Origin of the sequence: Inquilinus sp. CAU 1745, from assembly GCF_039839375.1 — a bacterium.
Lineage (GTDB): Bacteria > Pseudomonadota > Alphaproteobacteria > DSM-16000 > Inquilinaceae > JBDOQU01.
In genome coordinates this window covers 66,789-86,580 of record NZ_JBDOQU010000008.1, presented here as the reverse complement: position 1 = coordinate 86,580, position 19,792 = coordinate 66,789, and the positions used below count along the sequence as shown (strand labels likewise).

Annotated in this window: 18 protein-coding genes; 7 read left to right on the top strand and 11 right to left on the bottom strand. The window is 65.8% G+C overall.

Features of this window, described 5'->3' with window-relative positions; genetic code table 11:
* Window positions 1-132 precede the first annotated feature (132 nt).
* The 11 genes from AAFN89_RS11590 to AAFN89_RS11540 all read right to left on the bottom strand — a co-directional run bounded on the left by AAFN89_RS11590 (window position 133) and on the right by AAFN89_RS11540 (window position 11,297).
* Window positions 133-1,944: a flagellar hook-basal body complex protein gene (locus tag AAFN89_RS11590; RefSeq protein WP_347539210.1), complete on the bottom strand. Its 1,812-nt coding sequence runs from the start codon at window positions 1,942-1,944 to the stop codon at window positions 133-135.
* 69 nt (window positions 1,945-2,013) lie between these two features.
* On the bottom strand, window positions 2,014-2,703 hold the full coding sequence (locus tag AAFN89_RS11585; RefSeq protein ID WP_347539209.1) for a flagellar hook capping FlgD N-terminal domain-containing protein: 690 nt from the start codon (window positions 2,701-2,703) through the stop codon (window positions 2,014-2,016).
* Between the two features lie 18 nt (window positions 2,704-2,721).
* Window positions 2,722-4,071 carry a flagellar hook-length control protein FliK gene (locus tag AAFN89_RS11580; protein WP_347539208.1) on the bottom strand — a complete coding sequence of 450 codons (1,350 nt, stop codon included), beginning with the start codon at window positions 4,069-4,071 and terminating at the stop codon, window positions 2,722-2,724.
* Window positions 4,072-4,243: 172 nt separating this feature from the next.
* A complete protein-coding gene (locus AAFN89_RS11575) occupies window positions 4,244-5,023 on the bottom strand; it encodes a cephalosporin hydroxylase family protein (protein ID WP_347539207.1) in 780 nt (259 codons plus the stop codon).
* 50 nt (window positions 5,024-5,073) lie between these two features.
* A complete protein-coding gene (locus AAFN89_RS11570) occupies window positions 5,074-5,565 on the bottom strand; it encodes a DapH/DapD/GlmU-related protein (RefSeq protein WP_347539206.1) in 492 nt (163 codons plus the stop codon).
* Window positions 5,562-6,698 carry a DegT/DnrJ/EryC1/StrS family aminotransferase gene (locus tag AAFN89_RS11565; protein ID WP_347539205.1) on the bottom strand — a complete coding sequence of 379 codons (1,137 nt, stop codon included), beginning with the start codon at window positions 6,696-6,698 and terminating at the stop codon, window positions 5,562-5,564. The genes AAFN89_RS11570 and AAFN89_RS11565 overlap by 4 nt, the downstream gene beginning before the upstream one ends.
* Window positions 6,699-6,722: 24 nt before the next feature.
* Complete coding sequence (rfbC, locus tag AAFN89_RS11560) at window positions 6,723-7,256, bottom strand: dTDP-4-dehydrorhamnose 3,5-epimerase (RefSeq protein ID WP_347539204.1); 534 nt, start codon at window positions 7,254-7,256, stop codon at window positions 6,723-6,725.
* Window positions 7,253-8,488, bottom strand: coding sequence for a class I SAM-dependent methyltransferase (locus AAFN89_RS11555; protein WP_347539203.1), 1,236 nt, complete (start codon window positions 8,486-8,488; stop codon window positions 7,253-7,255). The genes rfbC and AAFN89_RS11555 overlap by 4 nt, the downstream gene beginning before the upstream one ends.
* The gene (gene rfbG, locus AAFN89_RS11550; protein WP_347539202.1) at window positions 8,485-9,561 is read right to left on the bottom strand and encodes a CDP-glucose 4,6-dehydratase; all 1,077 of its coding nucleotides are present in this window, start codon (window positions 9,559-9,561) and stop codon (window positions 8,485-8,487) included. The genes AAFN89_RS11555 and rfbG overlap by 4 nt, the downstream gene beginning before the upstream one ends.
* Window positions 9,558-10,331 (bottom strand): glucose-1-phosphate cytidylyltransferase, encoded by a 774-nt coding sequence (gene rfbF, locus AAFN89_RS11545; RefSeq protein ID WP_347539201.1) that lies wholly within the window; start codon window positions 10,329-10,331, stop codon window positions 9,558-9,560. The genes rfbG and rfbF overlap by 4 nt, the downstream gene beginning before the upstream one ends.
* A 108-nt stretch (window positions 10,332-10,439) precedes the next feature.
* Entirely contained in the window at window positions 10,440-11,297 is an 858-nt protein-coding gene (locus tag AAFN89_RS11540; protein ID WP_347539200.1) for a glycosyltransferase family 2 protein, read from the bottom strand.
* A gap of 174 nt (window positions 11,298-11,471) precedes the next feature.
* Between AAFN89_RS11540 and AAFN89_RS11535 the strand changes: the two genes are divergently transcribed.
* The 7 genes from AAFN89_RS11535 (at window position 11,472) to AAFN89_RS11505 (ending at window position 19,772) form a co-directional block, all read left to right on the top strand.
* Window positions 11,472-13,922, top strand: coding sequence for a tetratricopeptide repeat protein (locus AAFN89_RS11535; RefSeq protein WP_347539199.1), 2,451 nt, complete (start codon window positions 11,472-11,474; stop codon window positions 13,920-13,922).
* A 395-nt stretch (window positions 13,923-14,317) separates the two neighbouring features.
* Window positions 14,318-15,412 carry a flagellin gene (locus AAFN89_RS11530; protein ID WP_347539198.1) on the top strand — a complete coding sequence of 365 codons (1,095 nt, stop codon included), beginning with the start codon at window positions 14,318-14,320 and terminating at the stop codon, window positions 15,410-15,412.
* 324 nt (window positions 15,413-15,736) lie between these two features.
* Window positions 15,737-16,795: a flagellin gene (locus AAFN89_RS11525; RefSeq protein ID WP_347539197.1), complete on the top strand. Its 1,059-nt coding sequence runs from the start codon at window positions 15,737-15,739 to the stop codon at window positions 16,793-16,795.
* Between the two features lie 74 nt (window positions 16,796-16,869).
* On the top strand, window positions 16,870-17,199 hold the full coding sequence (locus AAFN89_RS11520; RefSeq protein ID WP_347539196.1) for a hypothetical protein: 330 nt from the start codon (window positions 16,870-16,872) through the stop codon (window positions 17,197-17,199).
* Window positions 17,200-17,262: 63 nt separating this feature from the next.
* On the top strand, window positions 17,263-18,996 hold the full coding sequence (gene fliD, locus AAFN89_RS11515) for a flagellar filament capping protein FliD (RefSeq protein ID WP_347539195.1): 1,734 nt from the start codon (window positions 17,263-17,265) through the stop codon (window positions 18,994-18,996).
* Window positions 18,997-19,033: 37 nt separating this feature from the next.
* On the top strand, window positions 19,034-19,519 hold the full coding sequence (fliS, locus tag AAFN89_RS11510) for a flagellar export chaperone FliS (RefSeq protein ID WP_347539194.1): 486 nt from the start codon (window positions 19,034-19,036) through the stop codon (window positions 19,517-19,519).
* Window positions 19,520-19,544: 25 nt separating this feature from the next.
* Window positions 19,545-19,772: a hypothetical protein gene (locus AAFN89_RS11505; RefSeq protein ID WP_347539193.1), complete on the top strand. Its 228-nt coding sequence runs from the start codon at window positions 19,545-19,547 to the stop codon at window positions 19,770-19,772.
* Window positions 19,773-19,792 lie beyond the last annotated feature (20 nt).

Here is a 19,792-nt window from a genome sequence, read left to right as displayed (position 1 = left end):
AGTCGCCCCGGGCCTTCGCCGCCGATGAAGCGGCGATGGCCCATGGATTCCGGATCAAGTCCGGAATGACCAACAAAAACAAAGCCGTGCCGGACCGGGACGCTTACGCCGCCCCGGCCCGCCGGTCAGGCCTTACCTTTTGATGCGGACCAGCTCGTCCAGCATCTCGTCGGCCGTGGTGATGATCTTGGCGCTGGCCGAATAGGCCCGCTGGGTCACGATCATGTTCGTGAATTCCGTCGCCAGGTCGACCGTGGAGGATTCAAGCGCGCCGGAGATGATCTGCCCCGCGCCCCCGGTATTGGCGTCGCGCAGGAAATAGGCACCCGACCGGTCGGTCTCGATGAAGGTGTTGCCGGTCCGGCTCTCCAGCCCGTTGGGGTTGGGGAAGGTCGCCAGCGGCACCTTGAAGACCTTCAGCGACCGGCCATTGTCGAAGATCGCCGTGACGAAGCCCTGCTCGTCGATCTGCACGCCCTGGAAAGCGCCGAACTGGACGCCGTCCTGATCGATCCGGTCGACCAGATAGTCGGTGGAGAACTGCGTCAGCCCGGCGGCGTCTCCGGAAAGGCCCAGTCCGAAATCGAGCGTCGTCGATCCGTCGCCCCAGGTGGCTCCGTTCGCCAGTGTGTAGACCGACATGTCGAGCCCAAGGCTCAGCGGCGTGCCGGCGGTCGCTGTCGGCTGGCTGCTGGTGGAGACGGGCTTGCCGGTATTGTCGAAGGTGACGGAGCCGATCGGCGCGCCCCAGGTCGACGGATCGTCCGGATCGCTGGGCGCGCCGGCGACCTGCTGGCCGTCGGAGACGCGGGTCAGGTCCTGGACATAGGCGCTCCAGGTCGCGGTGGCCCCGGCGCCGGTCGTCGCGCCCGTCTTCACCCAGCGGACGGTCAGATTGTACCCGACCCCCAGACTGTCGAAGATCTGCACCGTCGCCGGATAGGTATCGTCCAAATTGGACGCAGCCAGATTCGCGGACCCGTTGGCGACGGCTGAGATGTTCTGCGCCCCCGATCCGGAGGTCGTGGCGGTGCTGTCGATGGCCACCGGCGATCCGGCAACCGCGCCACCGGTCAGCGCCGACAGGTTGAGCGTCGTCGCGGTGCCGCCGGTGACGGCCCCCGAGGTTTCGTCGAAGGTCAGGGTGCCCAGATTGATCGGCAGTGCGGCGCCGACCTCGGCTCCCGTCGGCGATTCGACGCTGGTGACGTTCACCTGGTCCCAGGTGATCGTTCCAGCCGCCGCCGGGTTGGTCTGAACGAAGCTCAGCGTGACCTGGTAGGGCGTGCCGTCATTGGCGAAGACCTGGACGGTCTGGGTCGCGGCCCCGCCGCCCGCGGCGTTGTAGGTCAGGTTGCCGTTCAGGGTCATCGTCGTCGACGGGGCGGGGGAAATCAGCTCCGAATCAGCCGGCAGGTTGGCCTGGAGGTTGATCTCCGTCGTCGGCTGGACGCTGCCCGTCAGGTTGGAGATGTTGATGGTCTCAAGCTCGTTCAGCACGTTGGGGTTCACCCCCGGCGCAAGAGAGCCGTCGGGGCTCAGCCGCCAGCCCTGGAGGTAGTATCCGGCCGTGTTGCGGAGGTTGCCCTCATCGTCCGGCTGGAAGCCGCCGGCGCGGGTGAAGCCGTAATTGTCGCCGATGCCGGGATTGATGGCGTTGTTGACCACGAAGAAGCCGTTGCCGGACACGGCGATGCTGGTCGGACCCTCGGCGGATTGCAACAGCCCCTGCTTGTCGATCGTCTGGAAGGGCGTGGAGCGGACGCCGCCCGGCGAATAGTGGCTGGGCGATGCGCTGCGCGTGACGAAGGTCGAAAACCGCGCCTGCGTTCCCTTGTAGCCGATCGTGTTCACGTTGGAGATGTTGTCGGAGATCATGCCCAGGGCCTGGCTCTGGGCGAACAGCCCCGACACGCCGGAGAACATCGCGCCGTAAATGCTCATCTTACTGCTCCTTCACCCTTAAAGGTGCTGCATGGGGGCCGGTTTGAAGGCGGCCAGGAATGGTTGAGGTCAGGCCGCCGGGGCGTCCGTTTCTTCGGTGGGCTCGCGGATCGCCATCACATTGCCCAGGGAGACGGTGAAGCCCCCGACATCCAGCGCGATCTCCCCGCCGGAAAGCTCCACCCCCTTCACGTTGGCGACGATGGAGGTGGTGGTGTCGATGGCTTCGCCGGCGGCGTCCTTGGCGACGACCTGGATGCGATAGGTGCCCTCGGGCGCGCGTTCGCCGTCGGCCGTCATGCCGTCCCAGTTGAAGTCGTAGTCGCCGGCGGCGGTCCTGCCTTCGGTGGAGAAGACGATCGTGCCGTCCTCGTTCATGATGTTGATCTGGGTCGTCGCGCTCGCGACCGGCAGTGAGTAGCGGTAGGCGATGTCGCCGGTCTCGCCCAGTCTCATCGCGTTGCCGGCGACCTCGATATCCTTGCCGGACAGCGAGGAGGCGAAGGCGATCTGATTCGCGCCCTGGAGGGCGATCAGCGTCTCTAGGTTCTCGTTTTGCTGGATCGACTGCTCGACCTGACTGAACTGGACGAGCTGCGAGGTGAACTCGTTCGTGTCCATGGGCGAGATCGGATCCTGGTACTTCAACTGCGTCGTCAGCAGGCTGAGGAAGCTGTCGAAGGTCTGGTTCAGGGTGGCCCTGTTGGCGCTGCCGCCGGTGCCGGTCGCGCCGCCAGCGGTCGTGTTGTTCACTTCCATGATCTTATCCTTAGCCTTTCAGACCGATAGATCCACGCCGCCCAGCCGCACGGTGCGGGGCGGGGGCATGTCAGCGGTGGAGTCCGCGGCGGCGGATCGCCCGTTCCCGCCCGACTGGCTTCCGCCATCCCGAGAGGAGTTGCCGCCATCGCGAAGGTTGAAGCTCAGACTGTCGCCGTCGGCCTGTAGGCCGGCATTCTGCAGCGCCTGCTCCAGCCCGCGCGCGTCGCGCTGGAGAAGGGCCAGCGTGTCCGGCCGGTCGGCGGAGATCACCGCCTGCACCCGCCCGTCGAACCCGACCTCCATCTGGATGTCCACGCGCCCCAGCTCGGCCGGCTTCAGGCTCATGCTGATGCGGTCGACGCCCTCGGAGACGGCTTTCTGGAGGCGGATGCCGATCTGCTCGGTGACCGGTAGATGAACGGGTGGCGTCCGGCTGACGACCGTTAGCGCCGTCGTGGACAGGAGGGCAGGGGGCCCGTTGCCCTGCGTCGCCGCGCCCGGAATCTGCGGAAGAGCGGAGTCGGCGGGCTTGTCGGCTGTCATCCGGAAATCTGGTGCGGCGTCCCCGGAAACCTTTCCGACTCCCCCAAGCGCCGCCTTGGCGGCCGCCGCCACGCCGCCTTGCGCTCCCTGGCCGCCGGCATTCTGGCCGTCCTTCTGCTGTCCCTGGCCCGCGCCGGCCAGCTTCGACGCATCGAAGCCGGCCGCCGGCTGCTCGCCGCCGCCCGCTGCGGCCGTTGCGGCAGTAGCGGATGTCTGTTGCGGTCGCGCCGTCGCCGCTGGCATATCGGCCTTGAGGGACGGTGCGGCAGCCGTGGCGGCCAGCGCCGTTGCAATCTGAGAATTGCCGCCGGCGGCTTGCGCCGCCCCCGCGATCTCTGCGGCCGGCTTGGCCGGCTGCCCGCTGAGCGTCGGTGCTTCCGGCGTGGCCTGCGTCTTCTGTCCCGCGCCGCTGTCGACCGTCGCGGCTCCCCTCGGCTTCGGGGTCGGCGTGGCGTCGGCGGCCGCCGGGGCAGGGGCCACGGCATTCTCCGGAGAGGCGTCCGTCTTTGTTACCGGCGTCGCGGTTTCGGTCGGGGCGGATTTTTCGGCCGGAACCGTCTCGGTGGCGGCCGGCGCTTCGGTCTCTGACGCTGCCGGCTCCTCCTTGCGCTTCGGCTCCGTGGTCCGCTTCGGCTCGTCCGCGCGGCGCGGCTCCTCGGCCGGCCTCGATTTCGTCTCGGGCTCCGGCCGGGCAGCCCGCTCGCGATCCCGCTCCGCCCGCATCGCGTCGTGGAACGCGCCATCGCGACCCTTCGCCCCCGGCGCGTCGCGACGCGCCCGGTCGGCGGGCTGGGGCAGGAGATCGGTGACGGACAGGTCCATGGATGGCCTTTGCTGCGGAAGGTTGATCGCCCTCCATGGGGAGCAAGGCTCAGGCCAACTTGTGGACCATTGATTTTATTGGATGATTTCCAGATCTGGAGCAGTTCGGGGGAAGAAGATGCCGCCCCGGAGGCCAAAATTGCCTGGCAGTTTCATCCGCCGGGGAAGGCGGTCAGCGGACCCGCTTCAGGAATCCTTCCGGCGCGACGGATATCTGGAGCTGGTTGTCCATCTGCGCGTCGATCTCGAACTCCGGATGGGTCTTGAGATATTCCCGGACGGCGGTCTTCGGGTTGTCGCCGGGGTCCCACGGCCGGTCCTTGAAGAAGCCCTTGGGCATATCCTCCACGAAGGTGTCGAACACCACGCAATAGCTGCCGACGGACACCAGCGGGGCATAGGCCTCCAGCTCCTGCAGCACATGATTATGGGTGTGCATGGAATCCAGGCAGACCATGATCCGCTCATGCCCATTGGCGGCCTGCCTGACCTGGTCGACCACGTCGGGCGCGACGGACGATCCTTCGATCATCCCGATCCGGTTCGCCATGGGGTGCGCCTCGATCAGCGCGCGGTTGTGCGCGCGGATGTCGATGTCCACGCCGATCACCTTGCGGTGCGGTGCGGCGGGGTCCAGCACCCGCCCTTCGGCCAGCGCGTCGGCATAATCCAGCAGCGCCAGCATGGACGCGCTCATGACGATCGATCCGCCATGGGCGATGCCGGTTTCGATGATCAGGTCGGGTCGAACCCGCCAGATCAATTCCTGCATCGCCATGATGTCCTGCGGATACTGGATGATCGGCCGGCCCATCCAGTGGAAATTGTAGACGTACTGGCGGCCCATCGAGGCCTCCAGCCAATCGCGCGAGAGGCTCCTGAAGTCCGCGTCCTGGCCGAACGCCTCCAGCCGTGCGCGCCGCTCTTCCTCGAACTGTTCGACCGGGTCCATCTGCTTCCTTCCTCTCGGCGCCTCTGTCATTCGGGCCGTTGCTTTTTTGCCTATTGCCGCTCGCCGATGCGCTTCAGCGGCCGCCCAGCATAGACGCCGAAGGCCTCCAATGCCCCCCGGACGACCGAACCGGCCCCGATCACGCAGCCACGGCCGATGACGCTGCCGTCCAGGAGCACGCAATTGGCGCCTATCCAGACATCGTCCTCGATCACGATGCCGCCCTTGCTGGGCAGGAATCCCTGGTCGCGGATGCGCCGATCCTTGCTTTCATAAGCATGGTTGACGGGGGCGAAGGTGCAGTTCGCCGCCACCAGCACGTCGCGGCCGAGATGGATGCCGTTGCCCGTATAGAGGACACAGCCGGAATTGATCTGCGATCCTTCTCCGATGACCAGGTCGCCGACGCCGCCGGCCGGCTTGACCTTCACGAAGCTGTCGATGACCGCGCCGGCGGCGACCACGATGCGCGTCCCCCTGACGGAATCCTCGATGTCCGTCAGGGGGGAGACCTTGGCCGTGGGGTGGATCTCGATGGTCATGGCCGGGCGAAGAAGTTGGCGATGTGACCGGCGATGCGCTTCACCAGATCCGCCGGCATGTTCGAATGAAGGGGCAGGGACAGCACCTCGTGCCCGACCCGGTCCGTCACCGACATGTCGCCGCGTCGCTCATCCTTCAGTAGTGTGAACCAGTGGCCCGGCTGCCAGTGGATGCCGGTATCGATCCCGGAGGCGCGCAGATGGTCCCGCAGCGGCTGGCGGCGTTCGGCCGGAACGCGGATGTAATAGAGGAACGGCGTGACCTCATGGAAGTCCGACTGCGGCGTGATGACGTCAGGCAGGGGCGCCAGCAGCTCGTTGTACAGCTTGCAGGCGGCCTGCCGGGAGGCCGTGATCTCCGGCATCCGGGCCAACTGCGCCAGGCCGATCGAGGCGTGGAGGTTGGCCATGTGATAGCGGAAGCCGACCTCCGCCACGTCATAGGTCCAGGCCCGCTGGTTGCCGTACATCACGCTCGCCGGCTGGGTCATGCCGATCAGCCGCAGGGCGTGGAGCCGGGCGACCTCCTCCTTCGTCCTCACGACCAGCGCGCCGCCGTCGATGCAGGTGATGGTCTTCACCGGGTCGAAGCTGAACATGCAGATGTCGGAGAAGGTGCCGATCCGCCGGCCCTTGTAGGATGAGCCGAGCGCATGGGCGGCATCGTGGATGACGCGCAACCCGTGCCGTTCGGCGAACGCCGCCACCGCGTCATGGTCGGCCATGCAGCAATCGTAGTCCATGGCGATGACCGCTTTGGTGCGGGGGCTCACCAGCGTCTCGGCCTTGTCGATGTCGATGCACAGCGTGTCCTCGCGGATGTCGCACAGGACCGGCTTCGCACCCACCGCCAGGATCGCCTGGAAATCGGCGATGTTGTTGAAGGCGGGGGTGATCACCTCGTCGTCGGGCTGGAGGCCGATCAGCATCATCGACAGGTGAAGCGCGGCATGGCCGGTGCTGACGGCCACGACATGCCGGTCCTCGCCGCCGAGATAGTCCGACAGGGCCGCTTCGAACTGGCCGACGGACGCTCCCATCCCCAGCCATCCCATCTTGAGGGACGCCACCGCCGCATCGATCTCCCCGCTTTCGATCAGCGGCTTGAACACGGGTACGACTGTATCTGTCATGATTTCCTCTTGGAGAGAAAGCGTTCAGTTCGGCTGGAAACGAGGAAGCGCCAGGTCCCGGTCGCTCATGATCCGCTCCGCCTCGGGCCATCCGATCGCCAGCGCCGGGTCGTCCCAGCGGATGCCCGTCGCGGAACCGGCATGGAAGGGCGCGGTCATTTCGTAGAGGATTTCCGTATCCGGGAGCAGCGTCTGGAAGCCGTGGGCGAAGCCCTTCGGGATGTAAAGCTGGCGGCGGTTCTCCGCGCTCAATTCCACGCCGAACCATCTGCCGCGGGTAGGCGAACCGGGACGGATATCGACCGCTACGTCGAAGACCGCTCCCCGCGTGACCCTGACCAGCTTGTCCTCCCCATGGGGCGACGCCTGATAGTGCAGCCCGCGCAGCGTGCCCTTGCGGGGGTTCCACGAAACGCTCTGCTGCACGAAATCGGCGTTCAGCCCGTGCCGGGCGAATTCCTCCCGGCAGACCGTGCGGGCAAAAAGACCCCGCGCATCCTCGCGGGGCTCGATGTCGATGACATGGACGCCGTCAATCGGCGCGCGGGTGATCCTCACGGCAGCACCGTCACCGTCGGAATCGGCACCACGAACCTGCCGCCCCAGTCGCGGATGCCGCCCATCTGGGACATCACCTCATCCTTGATATTCCAGGGCAGGATCAGCAGATAGTCGGGCCTCGTCTCGAAAATCCGTTCGGGCGCGACCACGGGAATGCGCGCGCCGGGCAGCAGCCTGCCCTGCTTGGTCGGGTTCCTGTCGGCGACGCATTCGATGTCGTCCGGCCCGACGCCGCAATAGTTGAGAAGCGTATTGCCCTTGGCCGCCGCGCCGTATGCCGCGATCCGCCGGCTGGCCCGCCGCGCGTCGACAACGAAGGACAGAAGCGACCGCCTGGCCTCCCGCGCGCGCTCCGCGAACGCCGCATAGACGTCCGGCCCGGCCAGCCCCGCCAGGCGTTCCTCGTCCCGCAGGGAAGCGACGTTCCCGGTTTCCCGGTGGCCGGCGCTGTCATGGCAGAGGAACAGCCGCAGGCTGCCGCCATGGGTCGTCAGCCGCTCGACATCGAACACGCGCAGCCCGGCACGGGCGAAGATCGGCAGAAGGGCGGTCAGCGACAGGTAGCTGTAATGCTCGTGATAGATCGTGTCGAACTGGTTGCCTTCGATCAGCCTCAGAAGGTGCGGGAATTCAAGCGTCACCACCCCTTCGGGTTTGAGGATCGCCGGCATCCCGCCCACGAAATCGTTGATGTCCGGCACATGGGCCAGGACGTTGTTGCCCAGCAGCAGGTCCACTTTCCAGCCTTCGGCCGCCAGCCTGGCCGCACTGTCCCGTCCGAAGAAGCACTCCCTCGTCTCGACGCCCTTGTCACGGGCCGCCGCGGCGGTGTTCGCGGTCGGCTCGATCCCCAGGCAGGGGATTCCGGCCTTCACGAAATATTGCAGCAGGTAGCCGTCATTGCTTGCCAGCTCCATCACCCGGCTTTCGGGGCCGAGGCCGAGCCGCGCCGTCGTCGCCGCCACATAGGCGCGGGCGTGGGCCAGCCAGCTTTCGGAGAAGGAGGAGAAATAGACGTAGTCGCCGTGGAAATGGGCGTCCGCGCCGGGGCTGCCGTCAAGCTGGACCAGCCAGCATCGGTCGCAGACGCTGGCGCGCAGCGGGTGGAACATCTCCCCCCGCCCGGCATCCTCCGGCCTGACGAAGGCGTTGGAGATGGGCGACAGGCCCAGATCGCAGAAGGTCAGCGTTAGCGGCGCTCCGCAGGACCGGCAGGAGGCGGCGGTCATGGCGTCATGTACTCTTCAAGCTGCCGCCACGTCACCGCAGCGGCGGCGGACGGGTCCTTCAGGACGGACCGGTACCAGTCGGCGGTCGATCGCAGCGCGTCGTCGATCCCCCATCGCGGCTGCCAGCCGAGCGTCCGGCGCGCCAGGCTGGAATCGAGATAGAGGAAGGTCGCCTCGTGAGGGGATTCGCCGGTGCCGGCGTCAACCTCCCAGCGAAGCTCCGGCCAATGCCGTTCGAGGCGGGCCAGAAGCTCCCCCACCGACAGATTGTCCGACGGGCCGGGCCCGAAATTGAAGGAGGCGGCGGCCTCGCGGTCGCCCCGCAGAAGCCGGGCGGCGAGCGAGAGGTAACCGCCGAGGCAGTCCAGGACGTGCTGCCAGGGGCGGGTTGCTCCGGGATTGCGGACCGTCATCGGCCTGCCTGCCTCGACGGCGCGCGCCGCATCCGCGACCAGCCTGTCCTCGCTCCAGTCGCCGCCGCCGATGACGTTCCCGGCGCGCGCGCTGGCGACCAGCGGGCCGCCGGAGGAGAAGAAGCTGTCGCGATAGCTCTGCACAACCAGCTCCGTGCCGGCCTTGCTGGCACTGTAGGGATCGCGACCGCCCAGCGGGTCCCGCTCGCGATAGCCCCAGTGCCATTCATGGTTCTGATAGCATTTGTCGGTCGTGACGACGAGGACCGCCCGGACGGTCGGGCAGGCGCGCACCGCCTCGAACAGGTTGACCGTGCCCATGACGTTGGTCGCCCAGGTCTCCACGGGACGATCGTAGCCGCGGCGGACCAGCGACTGCGCGGCCATGTGGATGACGAGGTCCGGCCGGGCGTCGGCCATCGCCGCGGCAAGCGCCGCCTGGTCTCGGATATCGCCTTCGTGATGCCCGGCCAGTTGCCGCTCCACGCCGGCCAGCGCGAACAGGCTCGTCCGGCCTTCCGGCCGCAGCGCATAGCCCGTGACCTCGCAGCCCAGCGCATGCAGCCATCCGGTCAGCCAGCTTCCCTTGAAGCCGGTATGGCCGGTCAGGAACACCCGGCGTCCCGCAAGCGCGTCGCGCAGGGCGTCGTTCACGATCATGTCCACACCTGCCAGGGCGCTTCGCCGGACCGCCAGAGATCCTCCAGCACCGTCTTGTCGCGCAACGTGTCCATCGGCTGCCAGAAGCCATGATGCTGGAAGGCCTGGAATTCGCCGGCGGAGGCCAGTTTCCTCAGAGGCTCGGTTTCCCAGGAGGTGCCGTCGCCATCGATCAGGTCCAGCGCCTTGGGCGACAGCACGAAATAGCCGCCATTGATCCAGCCCCCATCGCCTTGCGGCTTCTCGATGAAACCGCCGACGCTGGCGCCATCCAGATCCAGCGCGCCGTAGCGGCCGGGCGGCTGGACGGCCGTGACGGTCGCCAGCTTGCCATGCGCCCGGTGAAAGGCGATCTGGGCGGAGATATCGATGTCGGCGACGCCGTCGCCATAGGTGAAGCAGAAGGCTTCCTCATCCCTTAGATGGCCGGCGACGCGCTTCAGCCGCCCGCCGGTCATCGAATGGTCGCCCGTATCGACCAGCGTGACCCGCCACGGCTCGACATATTGCTGGTGCACTTCCATGTGGTTGCGCGCCATGTCGAAGGTCACGTCGGACATGTGCAGGAAGTAGTTCGCGAAATACTCCTTGATGATGTAGCCCTTGTAGCCGCAGCAGATCACGAAGTCGTTGATCCCGTGGGACGAATAGATCTTCATGATATGCCAGAGGATCGGCTTGCCGCCGATCTCTATCATCGGCTTGGGCTTCAGGTGCGATTCCTCGCTGATGCGCGTGCCCAGCCCGCCGGCGAGGATGACTGCTTTCATGGAATGATACCGCTCCCGCGTCGGATCCGGTCGTCCCGGTGATCCTCGTCAGGGGACGCTAGCCCTCATTGGTTGCCGGACGGTTAACCAACATCCGGTCGGGAGATGTCAGCCCTGATAGGCGGGAAAGCCGAAGCGCTTGCCCAGCACTTCGAAGATCTTGGTGGAATAGTAGGAGCGTTCGGCCGCCAGCATGTCGGGGAAGCGGCTTTCGAACACCCGCAGGTAATAGTCGAAGAAGTTTCGCTGCAGGGTGGGGAAACCAAGGTCGGTCTTGCCGGCCAGCCGGTTCAGGTAGCCTTCCGGCCGGCTCGCCTCCACGCGCCGCAGATAGCGCTCGTTCTCCTCCAGGAAAATGAAACCCTTCGAGCAGAAATAGCTGATCATGATGTGGTCGAACGACCTCATCAGTGGCCAGGATTCGAAATCCAGATCGTGGAGCAGTTCCTTGCGGACGACCGAATTCAGGATCGTGCAGTTCGCCAGCCTGATCGTGCTTTCGATGAAGGCGTCCAGTCCGGTCTTCAGGTAGAACTCGTAATAGGCGTCCTCGATCTCCTTGATCGGCTGGTCGTCAGGGCTCATCCAGTGCATGCGCCCGCCGACCATGCTGTATTTCTTCTCCGTGTCGCTCTCGAAGAAGTTCACGCACCGCTCAAGATAGCTGTCGCTGATCAAATCGTGCCCGGCGAAGATCATCGCGTACTTGCCGGCGGCATGGTCCCTCGATCGCCGGATGAGGCTCGCTATGTTGCGCTGCCCGCCGATATTCTCCTCGTTGCGCGCGATGTGGAACCGGTCGTCGGACCGTGCGAGGTCCTGGAGGATGTCCCAGGTGCGGTCGGTGGAATGATTGTCCGACACCAGGCAGGTGAAGCCCTTCAGCGTCTGCCCCTTCAGGCAGGCCAGGGTCTTCTCCAGGTGCTTTTCCTCATTATAGCAAGGCAGCAGGACTAGCAGGCTCACGGGATGACTCCCCAGGAGGTGGGTTCCGGTATCGGCGATTACGGTTTGGTAACCATGAATTGGTAAAGATTGGGTTTCTTGCTGAATCGGCCGGAAGACCGGAAGGGAAAGACGTATGCCGCGCGACCACCGACATGCAGAAGGATCGTCGAAGACAATGCTGTCGGTGACGCGATGAACCGCCAGGCCCGCCGCGCGGCGAAGAAGGCCGCCGCCGCACAGCCTTCGGCCTCCGTCCAGGATCTCCTGCAACGCGGCGTGACCCTCCAGAGGGCCGGGAATCTGCCTCAGGCGGAGGCGATCTATCGCCAGATCCTGGCGGCCGATCCTGAGAATCCGGAGGCCGCCAACCTTCTTGGCCTCATCTGCCTCCAGGTCGGGCGGCCGGACGATGCGGTCACTTTATTCAATAACGCGTCACTCCTGCGCCCGAACGTCGCCGCCTATCACGGCAATCTGGCGCTCGCCCATAAGGCAAGAGGCGCGCCGGAGGTGGCGGTGGCGCATCTGCGGCATGCGCTCCGCCTGAAGCCGGATGCGCCCGATTTGATGAACAATCTGGCCAACGCGCTCGACATGACGGGCGAGAGGCAGGAGGCGCTGGCGCTTCTGGATGGCGCGCTCGCCCTTAACCCCTCCTTTCCGGAGGCGGAGAACAATCGCGGCGCGGTGCTCCTGGCGCTCAGACGGCCGGACGAGGCGGTGGCGGCGTTCGAACGCGCCATGGCCCTGCGGCCTAACTATATCGACCCGGCGGTCAACCGCTCCGCGGCGCTGATCAAGCTGAATCGGCCGGGGGAGGCCGAGACGCTGCTGCGCGGCCTGGCCGACCGCGCGCCCCGCCATGCGAAGCTGTGGCTCAATCTCGGCAATGCGCGGGCGGAGCAGGATGACAGCGTCGGCGCGATACCGGTCTTCCGGAAGGCGATAGAGTGCGATCCGCGCTACGCCGAAGCCTACGCCAACCTTGCCAACGCCCATCGTCAAATCGGCGACTTCCCGCTGGCGGAGGAGAATCTGCGGGCGGCGCTGAAGTTGAAGCCGACCCTCTCCACCGCCCATGCCGTCCTGGCCCGGGTGCTGGAGGAACAGGGGCGGGTGGAGGAGGCGCGGGATCATTTCGACCAGGCCATCGCCCATGATCCGCAATCTGCCGACGCCTATTTCCATCTGGCGAACGCCGTCCGCAACACCGGCAATGTGACGGAGGCCATCGACCTCCTGAAGAAGGCGGTCGATCTCGATCCCCACCACGCCCGCTCCTACAACAATCTGGGCATCATCTATCTGGACATGTCGCTGCTGGACGAGGCGGCGAACAGCTATCGTCGGGGGCTGGAGGTCGATCCCCACGCGACCTCCATGCATTCCAACGCACTCATGCAGATGCATTACGATCCCAGCCAGTCCCGGCAGGCGATCTTCGATGCGCATCGGGAATGGAACGCCATCCATGCCGCGCCGATCGCGCCGCTGGCCGAGCCGTTCCGCAACGGTCGCGAAACCGACCGGCCGCTCCGCGTCGGCTTCATGTCGGGCAGTTTCCGCCGCCATCCCGTCGGCTTCATGACCCTGGCGGCGCTGGAGGCGGTCGACCCCGCGCGGCTGGAGCTTTGCTACTACAACACGGCGACCGACAGCGACGAGTTCACCGAGCGCTTCAAGGCGACGGCGAAGCTCTGGCGGTCGATCGCCGGCCAGACGGACGAGGATGTCGCCCGGACGATCCGGCGCGACCGTATCGACATACTGGTCGACCTTTCCGGCCATGCCGGCAAGAACCGGCTTCTGGTCCTGCCCTACCGGGCGGCGCCGGTGCAGGTGAAATGGGTCGGCGGCCTGTTCAACACGCTGGGCATGGATTGCGTCGATTACCTGCTGACCGACGCCAACGAAAGCCCCGAAGGCGAGGAGCAATGGTACACCGAAAAGCTCTACCGCATGCCCCACGGCTATGTGAGCTATCTCCCGCCACTCAAATTCAGCGACGTGCGGCCGCCGCCGGCCCTGACGACCGGGCGGGTGACCTTCGGCTGCCTGAACAACATCACCAAGATCAATGCGGAGATCGCTTCCGTCTGGGCGCGCATCCTTTCCGCCCTGCCGGACAGCGGTCTGATCCTGAAGAGCAAATGGCTGATCGACGAAACGACGCGGCAGGTGATCACGGATCGCTTCGCCTCCGTCGGCGTCACGGCGGACCGGCTGGATCTGCGGCCGAGCTCGCCCCATGCGGAACTGCTGGACACCTACCATGAGATCGACATCGCGCTCGATCCCTGGCCCTATTCCGGCGGCCTCACCACCTGCGAGGCGATGTGGATGGGCGTGCCGGTGGTGAGCTGGCCCGGCCCGACCTTCGCCGGCCGCCATTCCGTCAGCCATCTCCGCAATGTCGGGCTGGACGATTGGGTCGTCGACGGGCCGGACGCCTATGTCAACCTCGCGCTCTCACGCGCGGCCGATCTGGACGGCCTCGCCGCCCTCCGCGCCACGCTCCGCGACCGCCTCCGCACCTCGCCGCTCTGCGACAGCGAGATGTTCGCCCGCGACCTGACGACGGCCTTCAACGAGATGTGGGCCGGCTGGTGCGCGGAGCAGGAGGACGCGCGGGCGGCGTCGTGAGCCTTCCGTCATTCCAGCGGAGGCTGGAATCCATGGGCCGGTGCCGCTTTACCGGCGGCGAGTGACCGGGCGCGGTCCGGACATCCATCGATGCCCCATGGATGCCGGATCGTGGTCCGGCATGACGATGAGAGGATGGGCATGACGGTCTTCATGCGCGGAAAATCGTTCCTCTGCGGCAATGTTTTCCCGGTCGGGCCCGGTCGGATTTGCCGGCCGGCCGCACCAACTTCCTCGAAGCTCCTGAATAACCCATTGAAATAAAACGAAATACAATTCTGGCACGCTCCCTGCTCATGACGATCCGAGGCGCCAGCTTCCTTATGGGATTTCAGGCTGAGAAGGGCCCGGCCGCATGAGACCGGAGCGTTCCGGCCCTTGATGGGAGAAGAGATATGCCAACGGTTACAACGAATACGGCGGCCAATTCCGCCCTTCGGTTTCTGAACCTCAATTCCGCGCAGTCGGGAAGCTCGGTGTCCAAGCTCGCCTCGGGCTCCCGGATCGTGAAGGCTTCCGACGACGCGGCCGGCCTGGCCATCAGCACCCGCCTGAAGGCGGACATCAACGTGCTGAAGCAGGCGTCGGTCAACGCGTCCCAGGGCGCTTCGGTGCTCCAGGTCGCCGATGGCGGTCTTGCCCGCGTCAGCGACGTGCTGCAACGGATGAAGGCCCTGGCGGCCCAGTCGCTGTCCGGCGTGCCGTCGGATACGGAGCGCGGGTTCATCGACGCCGAATACCAGCAGCTCCTCCAGGAAATCGACGGCATCGCGGAGACCAGCCGCTTCAACGGCGCCTCGCTCCTGGATGGCTCCGGCGACTATGGCGCTCTCGATCCCGCCGCCATCCCTACCTATGACCCCGTCACCGGAGCGGCCGAAACTACGACCAATTATGGTGATGGCGTCGATTTCTTCGTCGGCACGGTGGCCACGGACGTCATTAACATCAACCTGACCGATCCGGATATCGCCAAGCAGTCGGCTGACGCTCTCGATATGTCGGCGACGGCCACCAGCGACGCCTACGTCGCAGACGGCGTCCTGCCCACAACTTCAACCCTCTTCACCGGGACGATGCCGGAAGTCGGGCTGCTGCGCCTCGGTAATTTCAGCGCGGCTTCCTTCACCGGTCTGGTTTCCCGCGAAATCGGAGGGGCGACTGAATACGCTGCGTTACAGCTCAGCGAAACGAACGTCACCAATCAGGTCGCCGCCCGCGATGCGATGAACGTCGTCGACGATGCGCTGAATACGGTCAGCCAGTCCCGGGCCAATGTCGGTGCGGTGGTGTCCCGGTTCGATTTCCGGGGCCAGCAGATCGCGACGGCGACGGAGAACATCAAGGCGGCCAACTCCGCCATCTCCGACGTCGATCTCGCGGCCGAGCAGTCGAAGCTGGTGTCCAGCCAGGTGCTGGTCCAGGCCGCCGTCTCGGCACTGAGCCAGGCCAATCAGATCCCGCAGAACCTGCTGAGGCTGCTCCAGTAGTCTTCGCGCCCATCGACCCGAAAAAGGGCGGAACCTCGCGGTTCCGCCCTTTTCCTTTGGCCGGCAGGGTTTGCCGCCCGGCCGCCGGAAACCGGCAGAATTTGCCGCCCGCTGGGCAGGAAGTGCCGGTCCGCCATAGGCCCTGTCGGCGGTGATGACGGCGATCCGCGCCTTCTCCGTTCTGGCACGTTTCCTGCTTGTATAGTCCCGGTCGTCGGGCTGCCAGGAAGGCGGCCTTCGGCCCGGCCGTCCAGGAAGGATGGTCGGAAAGCCGGCCCCGATGGTCGGGTCCGGCGCAACGCTTCATGTAGAAGGGGAAAGACAATGCCTGTCGTTTCAACGAACACCGCCGCCAACTCGGCCCTGCGTTTCCTGAACATCAATTCCGCTGCTTCGGGAAGCTCGGTCTCCAAGCTGGCGTCCGGCTCACGGATCGTTAAGGCTTCCGACGATGCTGCCGGCCTGGCCATCAGCACCCGTCTGAAGTCCGACGTGACCGTGCTCAAGCAGGCCTCCATCAACGCGGCCCAGGGCGGTTCCGTCCTCCAGGTCGCCGATGGCGGCCTCGCGCGTATCGGCGACGTTCTGCAGCGTATGAAGGCCCTGGCGGCCCAGTCGCTGTCCGGCGTGCCGTCGGATACGGAGCGCGGGTTCATCGACGCGGAATACCAGCAGCTCAAGGAAGAAATCGACGGCATCGCCGAGACGACGCGCTTCAACGGCCAGTCGCTCCTCGACGGGTCCGGCGATTTTGGGGCGCTGGATGACGCGAGCACCTATGGCGCGACGCAGCTCGCCGCCGGTACGGCGGCGTCGGCGGCCGACTATGGCGACGGTGTCGACTTCTTCGTCGGCACGGCCGCTACGGACGTTATCAACATCGACCTGACCGCCGATACCGTCGCCACCCAGTCGGGCGATGCTGGTGTCACGGCAGCCAACTATACCGCCGGGGGCACGATTACCTACGCTGCGACGGGAACGGCGGGGCTGCTGCAGGTCGGCAACTTCTCGACCGCCTCGTTCACGGGTCTCATCACCGAGGCGACGACCGGCGATGTAGCCGTGATGCAGCTCAGCATGACCGACGTGACCACCCAGGCGAAGGCGACCGACGCGTTGAACGTCATCGACGATGCGATCAACACGGTCTCCCAGGCCCGGGCCACCGTTGGCGCGCAGGTCAGCCGGTTCGAATTCCGGGGTCAGCAGATCAACACCTCCATGGAGAACATCCAGGCGGCGAACTCTGCGATCGCGGACGTCGATCTGGCGGCCGAGCAGTCGAAGCTGGTGTCCAGCCAGGTTCTGGTCCAGGCCGCCGTGTCGGCGCTGAGCCAGGCCAACCAGATCCCGCAGACCCTGCTGCGCGTGCTGCAGTAAGTCTCGGAATCTACTAGGAGGGGGCGGGTTCGTCCCGCCCTCTCCGCCCTTCCTCCACGGAGAGGAGAGTTTTCATGTCGGACATCAACGCACCTTCCGTCGCTTCGACGGGACGCGATGGGTTCGGCGCCACGCCGCCGGTCGCGGCCGTTTCGAAGCCGCCGCGCGAAGCCGCGCCGGTCGAGGAGCCGCAGGCGCAAAAGGCCCGGCCGGTGATCGAGCCGCCGAAGCCGGCCTCTGGCCTCACCACTTTCCAGGATGAGAAATCGGGCCGCCTGGTGGTCCGCATCTTCCATTCCGGAACCGGCCAGGTGATCGCCGAATTCCCGAACCCCAACCAGCTGGATCGCTACCCCGATCCGTCCGCCGGACAGCCGGCCCCGCAGATGAAGATCCGCACCTGAGTGGCGACCCCTTAAGGGAATCGAAGTGTTTGGCGGGTAAATTCCCCGCCGGGAGGATGAAAGATGATCAGCGGCCTAGACGGAAACCTCACCCTTGTGAACGGGCAGCCCCGGCTGACGGGCGTGTTCTCCGGCCTCGACACCGAAGCGATCATTCAGGCCTCCGTGCAGGTGAAGCGGATTCCCGCCGTCCGGCTGGAGAACCGGGTGTCGCAGAACGAAGTCAAGGTCGCCGCCTATCAGGAGATGTCCAACCTCCTGGACCTCCTTCGCACGGCCGCCAATGCGCTGCGGAATCCTCCGGGCAGCACCGGCCTCGCCGACAACGTGTTCCAGCAGAAGGCCGCCTTCCTCACCTCCAGCAGCGCCACGCCCGCGACCGAACTGCTCGGCGTCACCGCCGCCAACGGCGCGGCGGTCGGCATCTATGACATCGAGGTGATCCAGATCGCCAAGGCGCACAAGCTGAGCGGCACGGCCGTCCAGATCGGCGGCGCGCCAGCGGCTTCCTCCTCCGACGCGCTGGGCCTCACGGATACACTGACGCTCGGCCTGCGCGATGGGCCCGACGGGACGGACGCGCTCGGCGCGACCGCGACGGTGGATATCACCGCGTCCATGAGCCTCGACGACGTCGCGACCGCGATCAACGCTGAGACCGGAACCACCGGCGTCCGCGCCTCGGTCCTGAAGGTCGCCGACAATGATTTCCGGCTGGTCCTGACCGCCGACAACACCAATCAGCGGATCGACCTTCAGGCGGCCGACCCGGCGACGTTGACGGCGCTGGGCGGCATGGCGAACAACCTTGAGACGCCGCAGGGCGCGGAGCTGAATTTCGGCGGCACGACGATCTACCGCGACTCCAATGAGATCACGGACCTGATCGATAATGTGACCTTCGACCTCTACAAGGCCGAGGTCGGAACGAACGTTCGGGTGGAGATCGAGCCGAACACCGCCGCGGTGAAGACCGCGCTGACGGGTTTCGTCGACGCGTACAACGCCGTCCGCGACCTGATCATCAGCCAGCAGACGGCGTCGGAGGACGGCGCCGACGAGAATGCGGTCCTGTTCGGCGACAATATCCTCCGGTCGCTCTCCACCCGCCTGGGCGGGGATGTCGCGGCTTCCGTCGGATTGTCGGGCGATGTCCTCTCCACCCTGCGGGATGTCGGCGTGACGATGACGCCGGACAACAAGCTTTCGATCGACGCCACCAAGCTCGATTCCACGCTGATCGAGAAGTATGACGAAGTCCGCAGCGTGTTCGAGTTCGGCTTTAACAGCAGTTCGACCGACGTCCGCGTGCTTGGTCGCGACCGGCCCCTCGGGGTCAGCGAGTTCACCCTGCGCTTCACCGGTCCCAACGATTCCTCCGGCGGCGCGACCGGCGTCGAGGTGGTTGGTTATGGAGAGGTCTTCGAGATCTCGGGCAACCGGCTGATCGGCAAGGCAGGGACGGCGTTCGAGGGGCTGGACCTCGCCTATGTCGGCACGCCGGACGATCCAGCGCCGGCGGACATCACCATCAGCCTCAGCAACGGCGTGGCGGAGAAGATCTACCAGACGGTCGATTTCTTCACCCGGCCCGTCGACGGCCAGATCACCGCCCAGATCGAACGGCTGAACGAACAGAACGAGGATTTCCTGGCCCAGGTCACCCAGATCGACGAACGGCTGGAAATCTATCGCCAGACGCTGGTTGAGAAATACACCAGGATGGAACAAGCCATCGCGGCCGCGGACGCCATGCAGAAGCAGCTCCGCGCCATGATGGGCATCAAAGACGATTAATCCCCCCGGAAACCGCAAGCTTTGAGGGTTTGGTCCCGTGCAACAGCTCTCCCAGGTCGCGAATGCCTACGCGAACGCCTCCCAGATGGTCACGCCGATCGGCGCGGTGATCCTGCTCTATGAACGCGCCATGCAGTCCGCGCTTGCCGCCCGCCAGGCGATCATGGACGGCCGCGTGGAAGACAGGTTCAACCACACGCAGAAGGTCGGGCAGATCGTCACCGCGCTCCAGGGCAATCTGGACTTCGAGAATGGCGGCGACATCGCGCCGATGCTGCACAATTTCTACAACACCATCTTCCGCCGCCTCCAGGAAGCGAACCTGCGCAACGACGTGAAGATCATGGACGACGTGATCCTGGCGCTGAACAACATGCGCCAGAGCTGGGTCCAGGTCGGCGAACGCATGGGCGGCGCGCCTCAGTCCGTCCCGGCCGCCCCCCGCGCCGCCGAACCCCCACGCCCGGCCCCCACGGCCGCGCCCTCACCGGACGCCCCCAAGCCCCTGATCCTCTCCGTCTGAACATCGCTCGCCATGAGGGGAGGGGGTGAACCTTCCCCTTTTTGGTCATTCCAGACTTGATCTGGAATCCATGGGCCGTCACCGCTTCACCGGCGGCGAAGGACCGGGCGCGGTCCCGGCTTCCATCGGCACCCCATGGATGCTGGATCAAGTCCAGCATGACATTGTTTTCGTTGGTCATTCCGGGCTTGATCCGGAATCCATAGGCCCTCGCCGCGTCGCCGGCGGCGCAGAACAGTCACTCCCGGCCTGAGTCCGGATGCAGCCGTAACG

Coding starts and splice junctions, on each gene's coding strand:
- AAFN89_RS11590 (WP_347539210.1), bottom strand. CDS start 1,944: ATGAGCATTTACGGCGCGATGTTCTCCGGCGTGTCGGGGCTGTTCGCC.
- AAFN89_RS11585 (WP_347539209.1), bottom strand. CDS start 2,703: ATGGAAGTGAACAACACGACCGCTGGCGGCGCGACCGGCACCGGCGGC.
- AAFN89_RS11580 (WP_347539208.1), bottom strand. CDS start 4,071: ATGGACCTGTCCGTCACCGATCTCCTGCCCCAGCCCGCCGACCGGGCG.
- AAFN89_RS11575 (WP_347539207.1), bottom strand. CDS start 5,023: ATGGACCCGGTCGAACAGTTCGAGGAAGAGCGGCGCGCACGGCTGGAG.
- AAFN89_RS11570 (WP_347539206.1), bottom strand. CDS start 5,565: ATGACCATCGAGATCCACCCCACGGCCAAGGTCTCCCCCCTGACGGAC.
- AAFN89_RS11565 (WP_347539205.1), bottom strand. CDS start 6,698: ATGACAGATACAGTCGTACCCGTGTTCAAGCCGCTGATCGAAAGCGGG.
- AAFN89_RS11555 (WP_347539203.1), bottom strand. CDS start 8,488: ATGACCGCCGCCTCCTGCCGGTCCTGCGGAGCGCCGCTAACGCTGACC.
- rfbG (WP_347539202.1), bottom strand. CDS start 9,561: ATGATCGTGAACGACGCCCTGCGCGACGCGCTTGCGGGACGCCGGGTG.
- rfbF (WP_347539201.1), bottom strand. CDS start 10,331: ATGAAAGCAGTCATCCTCGCCGGCGGGCTGGGCACGCGCATCAGCGAG.
- AAFN89_RS11535 (WP_347539199.1), top strand. CDS start 11,472: ATGAACCGCCAGGCCCGCCGCGCGGCGAAGAAGGCCGCCGCCGCACAG.
- AAFN89_RS11530 (WP_347539198.1), top strand. CDS start 14,318: ATGCCAACGGTTACAACGAATACGGCGGCCAATTCCGCCCTTCGGTTT.
- AAFN89_RS11525 (WP_347539197.1), top strand. CDS start 15,737: ATGCCTGTCGTTTCAACGAACACCGCCGCCAACTCGGCCCTGCGTTTC.
- AAFN89_RS11520 (WP_347539196.1), top strand. CDS start 16,870: ATGTCGGACATCAACGCACCTTCCGTCGCTTCGACGGGACGCGATGGG.
- fliD (WP_347539195.1), top strand. CDS start 17,263: ATGATCAGCGGCCTAGACGGAAACCTCACCCTTGTGAACGGGCAGCCC.